At 43.9% G+C, this 19,690-nt stretch carries 12 protein-coding genes; 5 read left to right on the top strand and 7 right to left on the bottom strand.

Going from position 1 to position 19,690, the window contains the following annotated elements; genetic code table 11:
* Positions 1-644: 644 nt before the first annotated feature.
* The 4 genes from ELZ11_RS00645 to hemL form a co-directional block, all read right to left on the bottom strand.
* Positions 645-4,034 carry a response regulator gene (locus tag ELZ11_RS00645; protein ID WP_137355439.1) on the bottom strand — a complete coding sequence of 1,130 codons (3,390 nt, stop codon included), beginning with the start codon at positions 4,032-4,034 and terminating at the stop codon, positions 645-647.
* A 219-nt stretch (positions 4,035-4,253) separates the two neighbouring features.
* On the bottom strand, positions 4,254-5,276 hold the full coding sequence (gene rsmC / locus ELZ11_RS00650; RefSeq protein WP_137355440.1) for a 16S rRNA (guanine(1207)-N(2))-methyltransferase RsmC: 1,023 nt from the start codon (positions 5,274-5,276) through the stop codon (positions 4,254-4,256).
* A gap of 72 nt (positions 5,277-5,348) precedes the next feature.
* Positions 5,349-6,434 carry an AI-2E family transporter gene (locus ELZ11_RS00655; RefSeq protein ID WP_137355441.1) on the bottom strand — a complete coding sequence of 362 codons (1,086 nt, stop codon included), beginning with the start codon at positions 6,432-6,434 and terminating at the stop codon, positions 5,349-5,351.
* 249 nt (positions 6,435-6,683) lie between these two features.
* Positions 6,684-7,976, bottom strand: a complete 1,293-nt coding sequence (gene hemL, locus ELZ11_RS00660) for a glutamate-1-semialdehyde 2,1-aminomutase (protein ID WP_137355442.1) — start codon at positions 7,974-7,976, stop codon at positions 6,684-6,686.
* Positions 7,977-8,270: 294 nt separating this feature from the next.
* On the opposite strand from hemL, the gene erpA reads away from it, so the two are divergent.
* The 3 genes from erpA to ELZ11_RS00675 all read left to right on the top strand — a co-directional run bounded on the left by erpA (position 8,271) and on the right by ELZ11_RS00675 (position 13,071).
* Positions 8,271-8,612, top strand: a complete 342-nt coding sequence (erpA, locus tag ELZ11_RS00665; RefSeq protein ID WP_137355443.1) for an iron-sulfur cluster insertion protein ErpA — start codon at positions 8,271-8,273, stop codon at positions 8,610-8,612.
* Positions 8,613-8,869: 257 nt separating this feature from the next.
* Positions 8,870-9,970, top strand: coding sequence for an efflux RND transporter periplasmic adaptor subunit (locus ELZ11_RS00670; RefSeq protein WP_137355444.1), 1,101 nt, complete (start codon positions 8,870-8,872; stop codon positions 9,968-9,970).
* Positions 9,971-9,981: 11 nt separating this feature from the next.
* Positions 9,982-13,071: an efflux RND transporter permease subunit gene (locus ELZ11_RS00675; RefSeq protein ID WP_137355445.1), complete on the top strand. Its 3,090-nt coding sequence runs from the start codon at positions 9,982-9,984 to the stop codon at positions 13,069-13,071.
* Between the two features lie 53 nt (positions 13,072-13,124).
* Here the strand turns inward: ELZ11_RS00675 and shyC are convergent, their stop codons facing one another.
* Complete coding sequence (shyC, locus tag ELZ11_RS00680) at positions 13,125-14,417, bottom strand: peptidoglycan DD-endopeptidase ShyC (RefSeq protein WP_137355446.1); 1,293 nt, start codon at positions 14,415-14,417, stop codon at positions 13,125-13,127.
* A gap of 129 nt (positions 14,418-14,546) precedes the next feature.
* On the opposite strand from shyC, the gene tyrS reads away from it, so the two are divergent.
* Together tyrS and ELZ11_RS00695 are read left to right on the top strand one after the other, a co-directional pair.
* On the top strand, positions 14,547-15,734 hold the full coding sequence (tyrS, locus tag ELZ11_RS00685) for a tyrosine--tRNA ligase (RefSeq protein WP_137355447.1): 1,188 nt from the start codon (positions 14,547-14,549) through the stop codon (positions 15,732-15,734).
* A gap of 439 nt (positions 15,735-16,173) precedes the next feature.
* Complete coding sequence (locus ELZ11_RS00695) at positions 16,174-17,019, top strand: magnesium transporter (RefSeq protein WP_137355449.1); 846 nt, start codon at positions 16,174-16,176, stop codon at positions 17,017-17,019.
* A gap of 33 nt (positions 17,020-17,052) precedes the next feature.
* On the opposite strand, the gene dacB is transcribed toward ELZ11_RS00695, so the two are convergent.
* On the bottom strand, positions 17,053-18,459 hold the full coding sequence (gene dacB, locus ELZ11_RS00700) for a serine-type D-Ala-D-Ala carboxypeptidase (protein ID WP_137355450.1): 1,407 nt from the start codon (positions 18,457-18,459) through the stop codon (positions 17,053-17,055).
* Between the two features lie 97 nt (positions 18,460-18,556).
* Positions 18,557-19,567 (bottom strand): porin, encoded by a 1,011-nt coding sequence (locus tag ELZ11_RS00705; RefSeq protein WP_137355451.1) that lies wholly within the window; start codon positions 19,565-19,567, stop codon positions 18,557-18,559.
* Between the last annotated feature and the right edge of the window lie 123 nt (positions 19,568-19,690).

The following is a 19,690-nucleotide window of genomic DNA, read 5'->3' on the forward strand; positions in this document are numbered from 1 at the left end:
ACCTACCTCTTGAACTACTTAATTCTAAACAAGCGGTATAGAGTGGCCTGTAGGCCTTAGGCACGACTAAGAAAACACCTTACCGAGTAAATAATCAAATTGGATTCCCGTTAAAATCGTTAAAAACTCACTTCCTCACGTTGAAAACGTTAATTTTGCCCCAGGTGTTTGTTTTTTGAACGAGTTTTATAACTTGATTCCAGTCGCAACTTTATCCCGAATAGTTTTATTTTGTTGGTAGTCACTAACTGTCTGTCTATTTAAATTAGGGCTTCCATTTCTTTTTTTATAAAAGGTAGATCCTGCTCACCCCATTGTTTTACGTTAATTTCTTATGAAAAATTAAATCTGCCGTTCTGTTGTGACCAAGTTCGCAAACTAGGACGAATAATGAACGTTAAGGGTCATCTAGCGGTAATTCTACGTTTTTATCGGAAGATTTTAACACCCTATTTTATCTTTTTTATCGCTGGCAAATAAGCGTTATGGAGGAAAGATAAGTGGAATATTGATTTCCTTATAGCCCAACCTTTAGGTAGAGCTTTAACCGATTGATTTGGTTTTTTGTGAAGGCCTGTGAACGGAAATTCGTTTTCTAGGGGTAAAAAAGCCCGCGTTAGGCGGGCTAATTGATTGAAGGGTTGTTAGCTAGTGAGAAGCTTTTGCAGCTTGTCGCGTAGCGCTTCGATATGACTGCGCTCTGGGCTCTGTTCTTTACAATGTTCGAGGATAAACTCTATAGAGCTCAGCACAGTTCGCCAGCGCGGAGTTTTAGGGAGTGTCTCGACACGTAGATATTTATCTAGAGTCCGAGTTTGCAGCGTGCTTCTGTCTAAATATACACGCCATAAGCCGCTTTTTTCTGCGAAGGTAAACTTACTTTCTCCTGTGACAGATTCCCAATATTCAATCGAATTGGTCATGGCTTCGACTAAAACTTCGCGCATGATTTCTTGTTTGTTTTTGCCTTCTCCCGCTGCTTTATCGGCGATACGCGTAAACTCACCACCAAGCTCTTTGAGTTGTTGCAGTTTATCTTTGTCACCTTCAAAGGCGTAGCTAGATAATGCTTCAATGGCAGTTTCTAGGTTATTGATGCGTGTTGCATTGATTCCGCCACCAACATTGAAAATGTACATGGCATTGAGCCCTGAGCCATCAGGAAGCTTGAGTATGTCTGTTGAGATGTGCTGACGAGTATCTTCAATGTAAATATCAATTTCACCGCAATAGTGAGGCTGTTCCACGACTAAGTATTTCGGCGCGATAATTTCATCGGCTGTTGAGCGCTTTAATTGCTCTTGGCTTCGGCGGAAGAGTTTCGCTGCCGCTTCATTAGCGAAGCGGATCTTGTGGTCATCTCTGACGCAAATGATGGCTTCTGGAGCGGATTCTAATTGTTCTAAGAGCCTGCCTTGTGTTTCTAATAAGCTGGCTTCAACGATAGCTCGCTGTTTAAGCTCTAGTTGAAGTCTATCGTTTTCAACTCTGCGCTGCTCTGCTTTGCTAGCCGAGAGGTGCGCAGTAATACGAGCAGCCAGCTCCTGTTTATTGAAAGGTTTAGACAAGTAGTCGTTTGCTCCAGACTCAAACCCTCTGACTCTGTCTTCTGCCTGGTTGAGAGCGGTAAGCATAATAATTGGTAGCTCTGCGTGGTCGTATTCTTTACGCAACGTTTCACAGACCTGATAACCGCTCATTCCTGGCATCATAATATCGAGTAACAATAGTTCAGGCTTTTCTTTCTCTATGAGTTCAATTGCTTCTGGACCGTCATTGGCTGTGCGAACTCGGTAACCTTCTAGTTTAAGGAAGCTGTCTAGGACTCGTAGATTCACTGGTTCATCATCGGCTACGACTAATAATGGGCCGTTAGGATCTTCTTCTATCGGCGCGATGTCATGATGATTACTATCGCTTGAATCAGGTGCTTGGAAGTGCGAATGCGATGTCGTGGCTTTGGTTTCGGCTATTTCCTCTGCATTAGCCAATGGCAGCGTAAAACTAAATGTAGTGCCTACCATAGGTTGGCTACTTACATAAAGTGAACCGCCCATCAACTCTATGAGCTGTCGGCTAATCGATAAACCTAGGCCCGCTCCTTGGCGGTAACGACTTGCGTCTTGCCCCGCTTGGATGAGTGGCTCAAAAATATGTTCAAGGTATTCGGCTGGGATACCTTGCCCGGTATCGACGACTTGTACACGAATGTTGTCGTCGATGATACTTGCCGAAATAACAATCTTACCTTCAGTGGTGTATTTGATCGCATTCCCGATCAAGTTATACATAATCTGTTCAAGACGTTGCGGATCGGAAGATACCAACGCCAGGTCAGTAGGTACTTGGTTGATGATTCGGATTGGCTTGGTACCCAATAAATGGTTCGATAACTCAAGAACTAGGCTAGTGGCGCTGGCTAGATCAACGGCCGACTTTTGAATGTCTAAGCTGCCGTAACGCATTTTATGGTAATCCAGTAAATCGTCGACCAAAGTGGCAAGACGCTGGCCGCTGTTAATGATGATATCCAGCTGATACTTTTGATTAGCAGGGATAGGACCATTGGCACCAGAGATCAAAGCTTCTGCAATTCCGACCATTCCATGTAGCGGTGTCCTTAGCTCATGAGAGGTCGTCGCTAGGAATTCATCTTTCAATTTGTTTGCGAGTTGTAAGTCTTCGTTTTGTTTCTGAATAAGTTTGAGATTGTCTTCCAGTTCAACATTCTGGTTTTTGATCAGCTGCATTTTTTCTCGAATGGAACGCTGCATTCGTTCAAAGCTGACTGCAAGTCGCCCAATCTCATCTTTTCGGTCTGTGTTGATCATGGTTTCATCGAGATCGCCAGCGGACACTTTTTCTGCGGCCCAGGTCAGTTTTAATAGCGGTGATGTGATGAAGTTCGATAGGTAATGCGAGGCAATGACAACCAGTATGATGGCAGTTAACATGGCAATTACGAACAGTTTTTCGAGCTGATGTATACGAGCAAAAGCTTCTTTTTCGGGTAACTCTACCACCAGAGCCCAAGTCGCATACTTAAGCTTAATTGGGGCGTACGCGGCAATGATCGCTTGGTCTAAGCTATTGCTAAAGGTGCCGACGGCTGTCTCACCGGATAGAGCTTTATCCACAACTTCTAAGCTGAGGTTAATCGCTTCTTGGTCGTGAGCAAGGCTGCGAGGTGAGTAATCACTACCAACGAGTAAGGTTTGCATGTTGGAAGATTTGTTAATTTCGGCAATCAGCTTAGTAATACCATTGATTGGTAATCTGAACATCGCGTAGCTGTGTAGGTAGCCTTGTTGGATGATTGGAGCCCCTAACCATGCGCTTTGCTTACCGTTTTCAAATGAAAAGTCGGAAACGATCACAGGGGTATAATCTTCATTGGTTTTACGTTTTTCTGTGACTTCATCGGCCAATCTTTGGAAGGTTTTTCCTAGATTGGAATCTTTATAGCGACCTGAAAGAAGGTTGGTTCCGTAGTTGTCACGTTTGTATACTGAGTAGGCAACGTTACCGTTAATATCGACCAATAAGATATCGTCAAAATCAGAGCGTTTTAATAGCTCTAAATAAGTAGCGTGATAGCGTTTGTGCAGCAGCCGGTAACGCTCACTTCCCACATAGCTACTCGATTCAGGAAGAATTGATGTTTTTATTTGATTACCCGACCCCTTAATGTAGCGCTGTTGAGCATTCTCTCGAGACTGCTCGATATCGACCCCTAAGCGCTGGAAAGCATTAACCAACCCATAAAAACGACCACCACTGGCGTTGGCTAATTCAGAGCGAACAAAGCCCATAACTTGAGACTCTTGGGCTTGTAAGTAATCTAATATTTGAGTTTGCTTAGTATCTCGAACTGACACAAGGTGAGAGGTGCTTTGTTCCTGGAGATCTTTACTGTGAGATTGAAGAAAAAAGATCGCGATAACAGTCACAGGGGTAATACTAAGTGCGAGAAACGCCATCATTAACGTGTTTTGTAGGCGTTTAAACTTCTGCTTTCGATAAAATCTAAACATAGGTGAGGTACTGCTTTCCTTAAGTGCGCTGTTCTAAGGAGGTCTAGAACAGAACTAAATAACAAATGAGACGGATCCTAATTTAACGAAATTAACGAGTTTTTTTACTTTGACAAGTAAGTGGCATTTAAAGCGTGTGCGGATACGCATTTTTGTTATTTAAAGCAGAATAACTAGGCGGGAATAGTGCAGGTTTTGGCCTGCACTAATAATAAAGTACTACTTTGCAGCGTGGTAGATAGCGAACTTAGTGGTCTTATTTAGTGTCGCGCATTTACCAAAAGCTTGTTCGATAATTGGTTGATATTTTAGGAAGCTATTTGCGACGATGATTAGCTCACCTGATGACGTTAAGTGCTTCGGAGCGTCGGCTAGTAAAGTTTCTGTCGCGCTATAGCTGGTTTCTAGGCCTGAGTGGAATGGAGGGTTGCTGATCACAAACTGGTAATTATTTGCCGTATCGGAGTAAACATCAGAGGCGAATACTTTTCCGGACAACCCGTTGGCTTGCAGAGTAGCTTGCGTAGAAGCGACAGCAAACGCACTGATATCACACATCTCAAGTTCTATGTTCGGGTTTCGCGAAGCCATTACCGCGCCTAACACGCCCGCACCGCACCCAAAGTCTAGAACTTTACCCCTAAGAGCTGGCAAAGTATCGAGCAATAGTTGACTACCAATATCGAACTCACCGTGGCTGAAAACTCCGGGCAAGCTTTTCACTGTAAGTGCTTGGTCATCGATGCTTACCGAGTAAGTTTTAAACCAATCTTGCAGAGAAAAGGCCTTAGGTTGCTCAAAGCATTGTCCCCAATAGAATGAGCAGCGGCGAGCCGAGTCATATTTGGTCACTTTCCCGTATGGGCTGAACATTTTTTCGACACTTTTAACGCCTGAGCGGTTTTCACCAACCACCACAATTTCGGTATCTTTTCCTAATTTTGCAAACAGCATGGCGAGAAGGTACTCCGCCTCAGCTTTGGCTTTTGGCCAGTACAGTAAAACTAAGTCGGCGTTCGTATCTTCGGTGAACTCTGCTCCGTAAAAGCGCTGAATCTTGCTTTGGCCTTCAAGTTGACGGTAGTAGCTGTAATTTGAAGTAAAGACTGAGACGGATTCACAATGCTTAGCAAGTTCTACAGGGAATAGATCTTCAGCTTCTCCGGCAACTAAGACATGCTTTCCTTCAAAGTAGGCTAATTGACGTTGAGCGATTTGGCTTGGAGCTATATATGCAGACATGAGAGCACTCGTGAGTGATTGGCAAAAAATGAGGGCGGATTTTCGCATAATCCGCCAAAACCTTGAAGTCTTTTAGCTGTTGTCTTGGGTATCTAAGAAGGTTTTAAACTCTTCTTCGTAGATATTAAAGAGAACGATAGTTACTGCAAAAATCAGAGGGCCATAAATTAAGCCGATCAAGCCGAATAACTGAATACCTCCGAGTAATGAGAAGAAGATCATTAGGGTATTCATGCCTGCACTGCCTTGCATCAGTAACGGACGCAGTAAATTATCGATAGAACCAACAACAGCGATACACCAAATGGTTAGAACAATAGCCCAGGTTGTGTCACCTGTTAGGAATAAATATGCGGCTGCAGGAATCCAAATCAGTGCGGTACCAACGACAGGGATAAACGATGCAAAGCCCATCATGGTGCCCCAGAATAGCCCTGGGAAACCCGCAATCCACATACCGATACCACCGGCAAAACCTTGAGCTATAGCCGTTAGAAATGATCCCATCACAGCGGATTTAGACACTTGCTCGATCTCAGACAGTAGCTTGTCTTCTTGACTACGAGATAGTGGTAAAATATGGCGTATCGCGTTAATGATCTTGTCGTGATCGCGCAGTAAGAAAAACAGCACGAATAGCATCAGGAAAAAGTCCATCAAGAAGTTGGTTGCGTCACCTAAGATCTTGGCGCTGAGAGCCACCAATTTAGAACCAAATGAGGTCGCAAATTCTCCGACTTTCTGAGCAATCGCTTGTGGTTCTATATTGTCGAACGGAAGGTAATCGTTAACGAAAGCGAGCGCTTTAACAACAAGCGGGTGTTCAAACAATGTTTGGATGCCACCGTGAGTTACCCATTGGTAAGTGTTCTGAGAAAACAATGAACCCTGCTGAACAATGGCTGCAAATACTGCGAGCAGGGGGATCACTATGATGAAAGTTAAAATAATGCACGAAAGCAGTGAAACGATATTGGCTTTGTTTGGTAGTTTCTTTTCAAGCCAGTTGTGAATTGGAAACATGAGCAGAGAGATAATGAAAGCCATGATGATCGAGTTAACATAAGGCTCGATTAACAAATAGCAGGCATAAGCGGCGGCGAGCAGCGCTACCACAATTACCCAATGGCTAGAGGTGATTTTAATTTTTTCTGACACAGTAATGATCTCTCAAGTAACGTTCTGAGTTTATAATGGCTTCAAAACAGTAAGTTAGCAATGAGGAGTTTTATATAATGGGTTGCTGTAATAAAGATGAAACGTGTTCTAAAGAAGCGGAAAAGAAAGATATTCCTTGGTTTCGGATGCTGCTAGGTACAATTATGCTGTTGGTGTTTTTACTTTGGGATTAAAAAAGGGCTGTTGAATAACAGCCCTTTGTACATCTAGTTACTCATTCTTCAACGATTACGCTTCTGCTGCAATCATTGCAAAACAACGGTCTGCGGCTTCAAGAGTCGCTTCGATTTCCTTAGAGCCGTGCGCTAAAGAAGTAAAGCTTGCTTCGAATGCTGAAGGTGCTAGGTATACGCCATGATCAAGCATTAGGTGGAAGAAGCGTTTAAAGCGTTCAACATCACACTTAGTTACATCTTCGTAGCAAGTTACCACTTCTTGATCTGTGAAGAAGAAGCCAAACATACCGCCAACTTGAGTAACAAGCAGTGGAACGCCGTGCTTATCTGCTAGCTGCTTAAAACCATCTGCAAGCTGTTTAGTTTTTGAAGCAAGACGCTTCTCATTACCTTCTTCTTTTAGAAGAGATAGACATGCATAGCCCGCAGCCATTGCTACAGGGTTACCTGAAAGCGTACCCGCTTGGTAAACAGGTCCAGTTGGGGCGATGTACTGCATTACGTCTTTACGGCCACCAAATGCGCCGACTGGCATGCCGCCACCGATGACTTTACCAAGACACGTTAGATCTGGTTTGATGTTGTAGTAAGCCTGCGCACAACCTTGAGCAACGCGGAAGCCTGTCATTACTTCATCAAAAATTAGTAGTGCGCCTTCTTGGTCACAGATTTCACGAAGACCTTCATGGAACCCTTCTACTGGTGGAATACAGTTCATGTTGCCCGCAACAGGCTCAACGATAATACAAGCGATTTCGCCTTTGTTCGCTGCGAACAATTCACGAACAGAATCTAGGTTGTTGAATGTAGCGGTTAGCGTGTGCTTTGCAAAATCAGCAGGAACGCCTGGAGAGCTTGGTTGACCAAGCGTTAGTGCGCCAGAGCCAGCTTTTACTAATAAGCTGTCTGCGTGACCGTGGTAACAGCCTTCAAATTTAAGAATTTTGTCGCGGCCAGTGAAGCCACGTGCAAGACGAATCGCACTCATGGTCGCTTCAGTACCTGAGCTAACCATACGTAGTTGTTCCATTGATGGCACCATTTCTGATACTAATTCTGCCATCTTAATTTCTAATTCTGTTGGCGCACCAAAGCTTAGGCCTCGTTGAGCTGCTTCGATCACAGCATCACGAATAGCGCCGTGGTTGTGGCCTAGGATCATTGGTCCCCAAGAACCTACATAATCAATGTATGCTTTACCATCAGCATCAAAAATTAACGGGCCATCTGCACGTTCAACAAAGATTGGTGAACCGCCTACGCCATTGAATGCGCGAACTGGTGAGTTAACACCACCTGGAATGGTTTTCTGCGCTTTTTGATACAGCTCTGCTGATTTGGTCATTGATATATCCTCTTTTGATTGTCGGACCAATTTGCTCGCATTGTACCTATCCACAATCGAACTAGGAATAATTTCACCAAGATAATCACTCGAATGTGATGTTTTAGCGGTATTGAGCAATTTAATTGTTCAGAGAAACTACGAATAAACGGAAAAAGGGTAATCCTATTGGACAATACTTGAACGTATCACTCAGGTATTAGATAATCAGACCAATATAAAAAAGAATTCAACAACTATGATCTCTGAGAATTTGTATCAGGTTGTTTTTGACACGAAGTGAGAGAGGTTGTCGTGAGCGAAGCAAATATCCCATTATCTTTTTCTGATGCAGCAGCTACCCGCGTACAAACGCTGATTGCTGAAGAAGAAAATCCAGAGCTAAAACTACGTGTTTACATTACGGGTGGTGGTTGTAGCGGTTTTCAGTATGGTTTTACTTTTGATGAAAAAGTAAACGATGGCGACACTACGATTGTAAACAGTGGCGTGACGTTAGTTGTGGATCCAATGAGCCTACAATACTTAGTGGGTGGCGTAGTGGATTACACTGAAGGTCTTGAGGGTGCTCGTTTCTTCGTAAACAACCCGAATGCGACAACTACATGTGGCTGTGGTGCTTCATTTAGCGTGTAACATTACGCGATTTAAGTCGAATTGAAGAAAAGCGCTGAACTTAGTTCGGCGCTTTTTTATTGGATGTCGTTTAATCACTACCGTATCCAAATGGAGATAAAAGTAGGTTGTTTAGTAAACGCCGTATTCATTAAACTGTCGATATCATCTCACTTTTAATAAATACAGTTCTGTTATGGTTAACTCAATGTATCAGGAAGTTACACGGATTTATTACCTGATACCGATTTAGGTTATCGCTCTGACAAGGACTGTTTATGCCGACTTTATCTTTCGGGGGCTTTTTCGCAAAGCGACCTTGGCTCGTATCTATTTTTCTTATTGTATTGCTTTCTGTGTGGCTTGGATTGGGTGCGCTGCAAGCAGAAGAAAGCACTAAGCTTACCCCGCCTTCTGTGCCTCTTGCAAAGGTTACATATCAAACCTTTGTTGCTCAAGATACCCATAAGACGATCGAATTGTACGGAAGAACTGCACCAGATCGCCATGCTCGCTTGGGGGCGGAAATAGCCGGTAAAGTGGTAAAACTGAACGTTTCTAAAGGAGATGAGGTTAAACAAGGGCAAGCTATCGCACAAATTGATAAAGGCGACCTTGAGATTCAGCTAGAACGAGCATCTGCGTTGTTAAGCCTTAAACAGAAAGAATTCAAAGCGGCACAATCGTTAAAAGACAGAGGGCTTCAAGGAGAAATTGCTTATACCTCTGCTCAAGCTTCTTTAACGGAAGCGAAAGCGATGAAGAGTAACGCTAAGCTTGCTTTGAACAACACGACCATCCGTGCTCCTTTTTCTGGGATCGTACAAGATCTGCATGTGGAACTCGGAGACTTTGTAGGTGTAGGGGATCCGGTTGCCGGTATTATTGACCTTGATCCTCTTGTCATTGAAGCCGATGTCAGTGAGCGTCACATTCAGCTGCTCACTCGTGATCAGGTTGCAACGGTACGTTTACTTGGAGGGAATATTGTCGAAGGTAAACTTCGTTATATCTCACGAGTGTCGTCAGTATCAACCAATACATTCCCTATCGAAATAGAGATCCCCAACCCCGACCGACAACTTCCTGCAGGAGTCAGTGCAGAGCTAGCCCTGAATTTAGAGACCCAACCTGCTATTAAGATCACTCCAGCGATGTTAGCTCTGGATGAATCAGGAAACCTTGGCGTCAAAACCGTATCCACCAACGGTGGTAAGCAAACAGTGTCTTTCATTGGTATTCAATTGGTTAAAGCGGAACAGGACGGAGTGTGGTTGACAGGGTTAGGCAGCCAAGCGGATATCGTCACTGTCGGACAAGGTTTTGTGCGCGATGGTGATGAAGTGCTGGCTATTCAAGCTGTGTCTGGCGCGAACTAGAAGGAGCTCACATGTATTCACTGATTGATGCTGCGATCTCCCGTGCGCGGACCATGCTGAGTTTGTTGCTACTTATCTTGATTGCTGGGATAGGGACCTATATTGCTATCCCTAAAGAATCGAGCCCTGATATTACTATCCCAATTATTTATGTGTCTGTTGGCCACCAAGGCATTTCACCATCTGATGCAGAGCGTTTGCTTGTTCGACCAATTGAACAAGAGTTACGCTCGATAGAAGGGGTTAAAGAGATGAATTCCACCGCAGCGGAGGGACATGCCTCGGTAATGTTGGAATTCAATGTCGGCGCAGACTTAACTAAAGCGATGGCAGATGTTCGTGATGCGGTTGATCTTGCCAAACCAAAATTGCCTGCAGATAGCGATGAGCCGACGGTGAACGAGGTGACACTCGCGACAGAGCAGCCTGTTTTGTCGGTGGTGTTGTACGGTACATTACCTGAGCGTTCTATTGTGCAAATCGTCCGCCAATTGCGCGATAAATTAGAAAGTTATCGTCAAGTCTTAGAGGTAGATATCGCTGGCGACAGGGAAGACATTGTGGAAATCATTGTCGATCCGCTTCTGATGGAGAGTTACAGCCTAGACCAAGCGGATATTTACAACTTAATAGCGTTGAATAACCGCGTGGTGGCAGCTGGTTTTGTTGATACAGGTTATGGACGATTTTCAGTCAAAGTTCCTTCAGTCTTTAATTCATTAAAAGATGTCCTTGAACTTCCTATCAAAGTCGACGGTAAGCAAGTGGTGACATTTGGTGATGTGGCGACGGTGAGGAGAGCGTTTCGAGATCCAGAAAGTTTTGCGCGTTTAGATGGAAAGTCAGCTGTGGTGTTAGATATCAAAAAGCGTGCTGGTGAAAACATTATTGAAACCGTTGAGTTGGTTAAAGCGGTGATGGCAGGAGCTCAAGAACGGGCGGATTGGCCAACTAATTTATTGGTCAAGTACACATGGGATGAATCGAAAGATGTGAAGATCATGCTTAATGATCTTCAAAATAACATTCTGTCAGCGATTATTTTAGTGGTGATTGTGATCATCGCTATTCTTGGGGTACGTACAGCATTGTTAGTTGGGATATCCATCCCTGGCTCTTTTCTCACCGGGTTATTAGTGCTTTCGGTATTTGGCCTTACGGTCAATATTGTGGTGTTGTTTTCTTTGATCATGGCTGTGGGTATGTTGGTTGATGGTGCAATTGTTGTTACCGAGTTTGCCGACCGAAGAATGCAGGAAGGGGAGCCAAGAAAAGAAGCGTACCGTGACGCTGCAAAACGGATGGCTTGGCCTATTACAGCGTCGACGGCGACGACTTTAGCGGCGTTTGCTCCCTTGCTATTTTGGCCGGATATAACCGGTGAGTTCATGAAGTTCTTACCGCTAACATTAATTGCAACCTTGACGGCCTCGTTGATGATGGCGTTGTTGTTCGTACCGGTTTTAGGTGGGTTAATCGGTAAGCCTCAATATGTATCTAATGCTAATCAACAGCGTATGGTTGCGTTGCATGATGGTGACTTTGGCCAGGCCAAAGGTTTGACTAAGCTCTATTTCCATACGCTCTCATTCGCAATTAAGCACCCTTTGAAAATTTTGTTTAGCGCGATATTGCTCGCGATCGTTGTTGGCTTTACCTATGCCAAGGCGGGGCTTGGAGCGGAATTTTTCCCCGAAGTCGATCCGCCTTTCTTTAACGTTAAAGTCCGATCTCATGGTGACCTGTCAATCCAAGAAAAAGATCGGATTATGAGTGATATTGAACAGATCATGTTAGGTCATGACGAGTTTGAGAGCGTATATACCCGAACTGGCGGCGATGACGGAATTGGTCAAATCTCGATTACTCCCGTTGATTGGCAGCATCGCCGCAGCGTGAAAGCAATCATTGAAGAGCTCAAACAAACGACCGATCAATATGCAGGAGTCGAGATAGAGTTTAAATTCCCAGACGCTGGCCCTCCGGTTGAAAATGATTTGGTGATTGAGCTTTCGGCTCGAGTCCCTAGCGAACTAAATGCAGCGGCGAGAGTTGTACGAGAGTGGGCAGACAATAACCAAGCGCTCAAAAACATTAGTGACACTGCCAGTAAGGATGGAATTGACTGGAAAGTTGATATTCGCCGGGATGATGCTGCTAGGTTTACCGCTGATGCTACTTTGGTTGGTAATACGGTTCAATTTGTGACAAACGGGCTAAAAATTGGTGACTATTTGCCAGATGACTCTGCAGAAGAAGTCGACATTTTAGTGCGCTATCCAGAAGACAAGCGTGATATTGGCCGTTTTGATCAGCTACGAGTGAAAACGCCTTCGGGGTTGGTCCCGATTACTAATTTCGCTCAGATTATCCCAGATCATAAGCAAGATACGATCAAACGTATCGATGGTGAGCGGGTGATTAATATCATGGCGGATATGGAAGAGGGCTATAACCTCGCACTTGAACTGCCCAATATTGAACAAGCACTTACAGAGTTAGGGCTGCCGAATAGTGTTGAGTTCAAAATACGTGGTCAAAATGAAGAGCAGGAGAATTCGTCTGCGTTTTTGCAAAGTGCATTTATGGTGGCTTTAGCCGTAATGGCGCTAATTTTAATCACGCAATTTAATAGTTTTTATCAGGCGTTCTTAATTCTAAGTGCGGTACTGTTTTCTACAGTTGGCGTGTTTGTAGGATTACTGATTTTCCAGCGCCCGTTTGGGATTGTGATGTCGGGGATAGGGGTTATTGCTTTGGCTGGGATAGTGGTCAATAACAATATTGTTTTGATCGATACATATAATCAGTTGATAAAGCGTGGCCTTGAAAAGCGTGATGCGATCTTGAGGACTGGGGTGCAGCGTTTAAGGCCTGTGATGTTAACGACGGTGACCACCATTTTGGGCTTGATGCCAATGGTACTAGAGATGAATATCGATCTAATTAACCAGAAGATTGAATTTGGTGCTCCAAGCACCCAATGGTGGTCTCAGTTAGCCACCGCGATTGCTGGTGGGTTAGCATTCGCAACGGTGTTGACGCTGGTTCTGACTCCTTGCTTGTTAATGCTCGGGCGTACCAAGCAAGCTAACGATTAGCGAGCACTCTAAAATACAAAAAAAGCGACTCCAGAGAGTCGCTTTTTATTGGTTTACTGATTGGTTGCCAGTAGCTGCCCGTACCTTTCCAACTTATCTAAACGAATTTTAGAATTGGCGACAAAGGTGCTTTTGGCTTTACCTTGAAGCGACTTGGATTGAGGTAGCTTAACGGTTCGCGCATTTTTGTGTACGCCATTAACTAAGAATTCATAGTGTAGGTGTGGACCTGTCACTCGCCCAGTTCCACCTAACGTGCCTATGGTTTGTCCTTGTTTCACGCGTTGCCCCGTTTTAACTAAGCGTTTTTTCATATGTAGGTACTTAGTAATGTAAGTATTACTATGGCGGATGAACACATAGTTGCCGTTGAATTGGTTATAACCTGACTTTTGTACGATTCCGTCACCAGCAGCCCAGATTGGCGTACCAACTGGCGCGGCATAGTCGGTACCTCTGTGGGCTCTGACTTTACCTGTTACTGGGTGTTTACGACGAGGGTTGAAGTTAGACGTAACACGACGGAAATCGATTGGTGAACGTAGGAAGGCTTTCTTCATCGCACGGCCATCTTCGTCGTAATAGTTACCACTTTTATCATCTAAAATAGCGGTAAAGGTATCGCCTTGATTTTGGAAAATAGCCGCAATGATTTTACCGCGGCCGATCACTTCACCTTCTACGACTTTTTCTTGATACAAGATTTTGAAGCTGTCTTTTTGGCGAATATCGAGTGCGAAGTCGATATCCCAACCGAAAATGCCGGCGAGTTCCATTATTTGGTTAGCAGTAAGGCCTGCGCTAATTCCTGCATTCCAGAAATTAGAAGTAATGTCCGCCTGTGCGAAATTATATTGGTAGTTCACTTCTTTTTTATCAAATTTAGACGTGAACTTGTCATCTGATTTGGTAATTCGGAAGGTTTCAAACGCACTGAGTTGACGCTTTAGCTGAATGAGGTCGTTGTTTTCATCGAACCCAAATTGCAGCACGTCTCCTGGTCGTAAGTTAGAAAGTTGGTTCTTCGTATCTTTATTAGTATTGACCAAGTTATGTAATAAACGAGGAGACAAACCAATACGTTTAAATAACACTGCTGTGCTTTCACCAGAGCGAACCGTGTACTTCTCCCACTTTAATACTGCTGTTGGAGAGACTTCAGAACCTGAAGCGAGCGCTTCGGCATTAATCGTGAGTGGGTAGTGTTCACCCACTTTAAGACGATTACTGGTATCTCGTAAGCTGTTTACGTCTGGGAGCAAAAATAGAGCGATAAAAATTACTGCACTAAAAAATGCAATAAAGGCCCGGTGCAATAGGGGAAGGCGTGCAAAAATAGACAACATGTTCCGGTTCGTTCTGTAAATATTGTGAAAATAGACAACAGAATAGTTTAACTGGTTTCAAAATGTATCGCTATTCAAGTAAGATGTCGAACTATTATATTTTTGCCAAATCTGTGGGAGTGAACAAGAATGGCGAGTATTGAAGCTGCATTAGCCGAGATCAAACGTGGCGTAGAAGAGCTGATTCCAGAAGAAGAGCTAATCGCTAAATTAAAAGAAGGTCGTCCTCTACGTATTAAGCTAGGTGCCGATCCGACAGCGCCAGATATCCATCTTGGTCACACAGTTATCTTTAATAAGCTGCGTGCATTTCAAGAGCTTGGCCATGAAGTAACTTTCCTTATCGGTGATTTCACTGCAATGGTTGGTGACCCTTCAGGCAAAAACTCAACTCGTCCTCCACTAAGCCGTGAAGACGTACTAAAGAATGCTGAAACGTACAAAGAGCAAGTATTTAAGATTTTAGATCCTGCTAAAACTCAAATCCGTTTCAATTCAGAGTGGCTATCTGAGCTTGGTGCTGAAGGTATGATTCGTCTAGCTTCTAACCAAACTGTTGCGCGTATGCTTGAGCGTGATGACTTTAAAAAGCGTTATGCTGGCGGTCAACCGATTGCTATCCATGAATTCATGTACCCACTTCTTCAAGGTCATGACTCAGTAGCGCTAGAAAGCGATGTTGAGCTTGGCGGTACGGACCAGAAGTTTAATCTTCTAATGGGTCGTGAACTGCAGAAAGCGGCAGGCCAAAAACCACAAGCAGTACTGATGATGCCACTACTTGTTGGTCTAGACGGCGTTAAGAAGATGTCTAAGTCTGCACACAACTACATCGGTATTAGCGAAGCACCAAGCGAAATGTTTGGTAAGATCATGTCTATCTCTGATGATCTAATGTGGAGCTACTACGAGCTACTGTCTTTCCGCCCGCTTGAAGAAGTGGCAGAGCTGAAAGCTGGCGTTGAAGCGGGTAAAAACCCACGTGACGTTAAAGTACTTCTGGCTAAAGAGATCATTGCTCGTTTCCACAGTGAAGCAGATGCTGATGCAGCTGAGCAAGAGTTCGTTAACCGCTTTGCTAAAAACCAAGTGCCAGATGATATGCCTGAGTTCGAATTCGAAGCGGGTCTACCAATCGCTAACGTTCTAAAAGAAGCAGGCCTAGTAAACTCGACTTCTGATGCGATGCGTATGATCAAGCAGGGTGCCGCTAAGATTGAAGGCGAGAAAGTTGAAGACAACAAACTAGTACCTGAGGCCGGTACTGCGGTTTACCAAGTAGGTAAGCGTAAGTTTGCTCGTATTACTATCAAGTAATAACGTACATCAATGATTGAATAAAAGGCATCTACGGATGCCTTTTTTATTGCCCCCTATTTATTGACAGAAAGTTGACGAAGAATTTTTTGCAGGATTGCTACACTATGCGCGCTGTCGAACTGGCAGTAATTTTGGAGATTTTTATGAACAATACCGACCATCCTCCTAGTTTGAATGGAGAAGAATAAGCTGTCTCGGTATTGATCTATTGTCCTGCCGTTCAGGTAGGGTATCTTTGTTTTCCCCCTTATTCTTTTCCACACTCTAGATTCTAACAAGTAGACACATCAGTGCTTTAAGCTCTTGGTGCGTTTAGTTATGTACGCCGATGTATAGAGTTATGCGCTCTTTACGTACACAGCTTGATGCTCTTGGACTACTCTCTATAGGCTACTTGTTTTGATGGTCGTTACCTTTGCCAATCGGGAGATTCGCCATGACGGTAATGAACAACACTTTAAATTCTATAGAACACCTATTTTCTGAAAATGATATTAGAGCGGTCGCGAACGCGTTTAAGCAGTATGAACAACCACAGCAAGCCCATTTACTGACGGTGATGCCGATCGAGGAAGCGGTAATGGTGCTGACTCAGTGCCCACTTTCTCATATTCAAAAGTTGCTACGGCATTTAGAAGAACAAGGACACGAAAAACGGTCTAGACACTTCGCACATCAACTTGGCCTGATTCATTCGGAAGTGGAACCAACTCAAGGGTATTTGACTACAGGGGTGATGGAGCACGTGCGTCAACGTATAGGGTGGATCATTGCACTTGCGTTGTTGGGGATCGTTTCAGGCTTGATTATCGCTCAATATGAAGACACGTTAAGTCAGTTGGTATTACTAGCCATTTATATGCCGGTGATTGCTGCTGCTGGTGGTAATACTGGGACACAAGCCGCCACCTTGGTGATCCGCGCTTTGGCTACTGGAGAGCTTAAAAAACGCCAATGGTTACATGTTCTTTGGAAAGAGTGCCGAGTAGCGATTTGTTTAGCATCAGCTATCGCGTTAGTGATGGTCGCTAGAATTATGATGTTTAGCGATGGAGGCTCAACAGGTGGTTATGAGATTGAATTGATTGCAACGGCAATCGCTGTGGCTTTGTTTATTCAAGTTACTATTTCAACGACTCTGGGTGGGGTACTTCCTATCATTGCACGTTTATTTAAATTAGACCCTGCAGTTCTAGTGAGTCCAGTTTTAGCGTCGATTGTTGATATTTCTGGGATGTGGATTTATTTCACGGTAGTGAACACTTTTCTGGGCATTGCGTAGAAAAGTGTTCACTCTGGAATCATCTAAATAGATTTATTGAGACTGGCTGAAGTCGATAATATCTTTATAGAATGCCTTTTCAAACTGAACGATAGGGGCGATGACAGGAATGTCGTTGTCCCTTTTTTGCGGGTGGTAGTCACTAACAAACTGCACAAATAAGCTTGTCGGTGCCCCTTGTGCATTTAATCCATACCCAGCCATGTTATAGCTTCCATATAGTGAGCCACTTTTAGCAATAATGTGCCCTTCGATTGGTGCCTTACGCATGCTTGAACGGTACTTTAGCGTACCACTTTGCCCAGAGGTTGGCATTGCACTGATTAGCCCTAATTTCTGATCGTTTTGCCAGATATAGCGTAGGACTTTGCTCATGTCTTCAGATGTCATCCGATTATTTCTTGAGAGCCCTGAACCATCAGCTAGCTGAGCATCACGAATATCTATGTTCGCCTTACTTAGTAATATTTGTTTGATTGCTTCTGTGCCGTTATTGAAGCTGCCTGATTGTATAAAGAACTTAGCTCCCAATGCTTTGGTTAGGTTATCTGCGATAAGGTTGTCCGACTTTTTCAGCATCACATCAATGAGTGCTGGCAGCTTTTCTGATTTGTGCTCAGCAATTAACGTCGAAGTGGTGTTACTTGTAAAGTGACCGATGCGAACTTCTCCCTTGAGGTCGATCCTGAGCTCTTTTATCAGTTGCTCTACAATTTTCTTGGTATAAAGCTCAGGGTTCTGAATGGCAAACTTAAGAGGGAGTGGTTTGTCGCGCTCGATTAAGCATCCAGATAGTTGATATTCGTTTTGTGGTGATGTAGTGAGCTCTAAGTCACACTGTGTAGCTTTCTGGCCTGACTTTGTCACTGTTGCAGCTTGGCTTGAAACATCAATAGGGTAATGGGCGGGTATGTAAACGCGAGTGTTACCATTCTCTTGAGTATAAATTGATGCTTGGGCGCAATTTTCATCTAATGTAATCGCAGTTGCTGGGGCACTGTAACAAACACCTAAAATATCCCATGGCCAGCCTACAGCTCGCTGGTAGCCAGTGAAAGCGCTATTATCAAGCCATACGTCGCCTTCAATTTTTCTCGAACTCTGAGTTATATAACTTTTCAGTAGTTGCTTGAGATGCTTTGTTTCAAGAGTCGGGTCACCGCTAAAGTGAATCAGAACATTGTTATTCTGCTGGGATAGTGAAGTTGAAAATTGAAAGTCATTACCTAACTCGAGCTTTGCTGCGAGAGCGGTAACCAGTTTCAAGGTGCTCGCAGGTGGGTAAAGTTGTTCGGTATTCAGTTTTATCTCAGTAGGGGATTGATTTAGCGATTCAAGCAATAAGCTTGTACGACTTCCTTGTGGGAGAAAAGATAAGGGTGAATACGCCAGTGCCGTTGTTGAAATGCAAAGCAAGGATAAAGTCGCTAGTAGTCGCATAGAATCTTTGGGGTTATGAGCATTAGTTTTAGTATACAGATATAAAAAACGCCTGCTACAAGAGCAGGCGTTATCAATTGGTCGTTAAGGTTCTAAATTAGAAGTCGTAACGTAGACCTAGAGCTAGTTCGTCTTCAGCGTCAGCCTTAGAAATGCCAGCGTCGCTAGAGCTTAATAGGTTGAAGTTGTATGAAACGTAGCCACGGAAGTTAGGCTTGAAGTAGTAAGTTGCGTCAACAGCAAAGTTGTCAGCTGCGTCAGACTTAGTACCAGAAGCGTCTTCTTCTAGGTAGTTGTAAGTAGTACTGAACACTGTTTGACCCATAGTGTACGCAGCAGCTAGTTCATAACCAGTTTTGTCTGTTTTAGTTGAACCGTCTTTGTCTGTACCTGATACGAATGTACCTGCGAAGTACAAATCGTTAAGCGTGTAAGAACCCGCTAGCATGTATTGGTCTGAAGACGCGTTTGTGTCAGTGTTTTGATCTGCGTAACCAGCACCTAGGTTGAAGCCAGTGTCACCAATTGCGTAGATACCAGATAGAGAGTAACCATCTTTATTGTTATCTTTGTATTCACCGTTTGCATCTTCGCCATCACGATCTGCAAAGCGGTAGCTTGCTTTAACGCTTAGATCTTGGAATTGACCTTTGTAAGACAACATGTTGTCAGTACGGTCAGCTACTGCTAGTTTGTATGCTGCAGAGTTACCATGGTATGCCATGATATCAGTGAAATCTGTGATTACGCCTAGTGCGCCATCATTTTTACCGTAAGTTACTTCACCGAATGCGCCACCAAGACCCGCGTAAGTGTAACGATGCTCGATGTCATTGCTGTTTGCACTGTTTGCTGCGTTGTCATTAGCATTGTATTCAGCTTCGTAGAAACCTACACCATATAGACCGTCTTGAATCTCAACTTTACCTAAGAAGTTTAAACGGATGCGGGTTCTGTCTTCTGCTTTGCCATCTTTCAGAGAAAGACGAGCTTCAGCACGACCACCCATATCTAAAGAAGTGCCATCTTGGTTGTAAAGTTCAGCAGCGTTAGCGCCAGTTGCTAGTGCAGCAGCTGAAACAGCTAGAGCGATCATAGTTTTGTTCATGTTATAAATCCTAATTACTGTCCATAAATAGTTATTATTTGCGAGTATTCTTGGGCGCAAAAAACATATTTCTCGCGCATTCTCGCCGTATTGCTCAAGTTAATCAAGTTTCATATGCAATAA

It is taken from the genome of Vibrio profundi, from assembly GCF_005281835.1.
GTDB lineage: Bacteria > Pseudomonadota > Gammaproteobacteria > Enterobacterales > Vibrionaceae > Vibrio > Vibrio profundi.

Bases quoted from the DNA above. Each gene is read 5' to 3' on its own strand.
- hemL (WP_137355442.1), bottom strand. From the start codon at position 7,976: ATGACCAAATCAGCAGAGCTGTATCAAAAAGCGCAGAAAACCATTCCA.
- ELZ11_RS00675 (WP_137355445.1), top strand. From the start codon at position 9,982: ATGTATTCACTGATTGATGCTGCGATCTCCCGTGCGCGGACCATGCTG.
- dacB (WP_137355450.1), bottom strand. From the start codon at position 18,459: ATGCGACTACTAGCGACTTTATCCTTGCTTTGCATTTCAACAACGGCA.
- tyrS (WP_137355447.1), top strand. From the start codon at position 14,547: ATGGCGAGTATTGAAGCTGCATTAGCCGAGATCAAACGTGGCGTAGAA.
- ELZ11_RS00705 (WP_137355451.1), bottom strand. From the start codon at position 19,567: ATGAACAAAACTATGATCGCTCTAGCTGTTTCAGCTGCTGCACTAGCA.
- rsmC (WP_137355440.1), bottom strand. From the start codon at position 5,276: ATGTCTGCATATATAGCTCCAAGCCAAATCGCTCAACGTCAATTAGCC.
- ELZ11_RS00670 (WP_137355444.1), top strand. From the start codon at position 8,870: ATGCCGACTTTATCTTTCGGGGGCTTTTTCGCAAAGCGACCTTGGCTC.
- ELZ11_RS00645 (WP_137355439.1), bottom strand. From the start codon at position 4,034: ATGTTTAGATTTTATCGAAAGCAGAAGTTTAAACGCCTACAAAACACG.
- shyC (WP_137355446.1), bottom strand. From the start codon at position 14,417: ATGTTGTCTATTTTTGCACGCCTTCCCCTATTGCACCGGGCCTTTATT.
- ELZ11_RS00695 (WP_137355449.1), top strand. From the start codon at position 16,174: ATGACGGTAATGAACAACACTTTAAATTCTATAGAACACCTATTTTCT.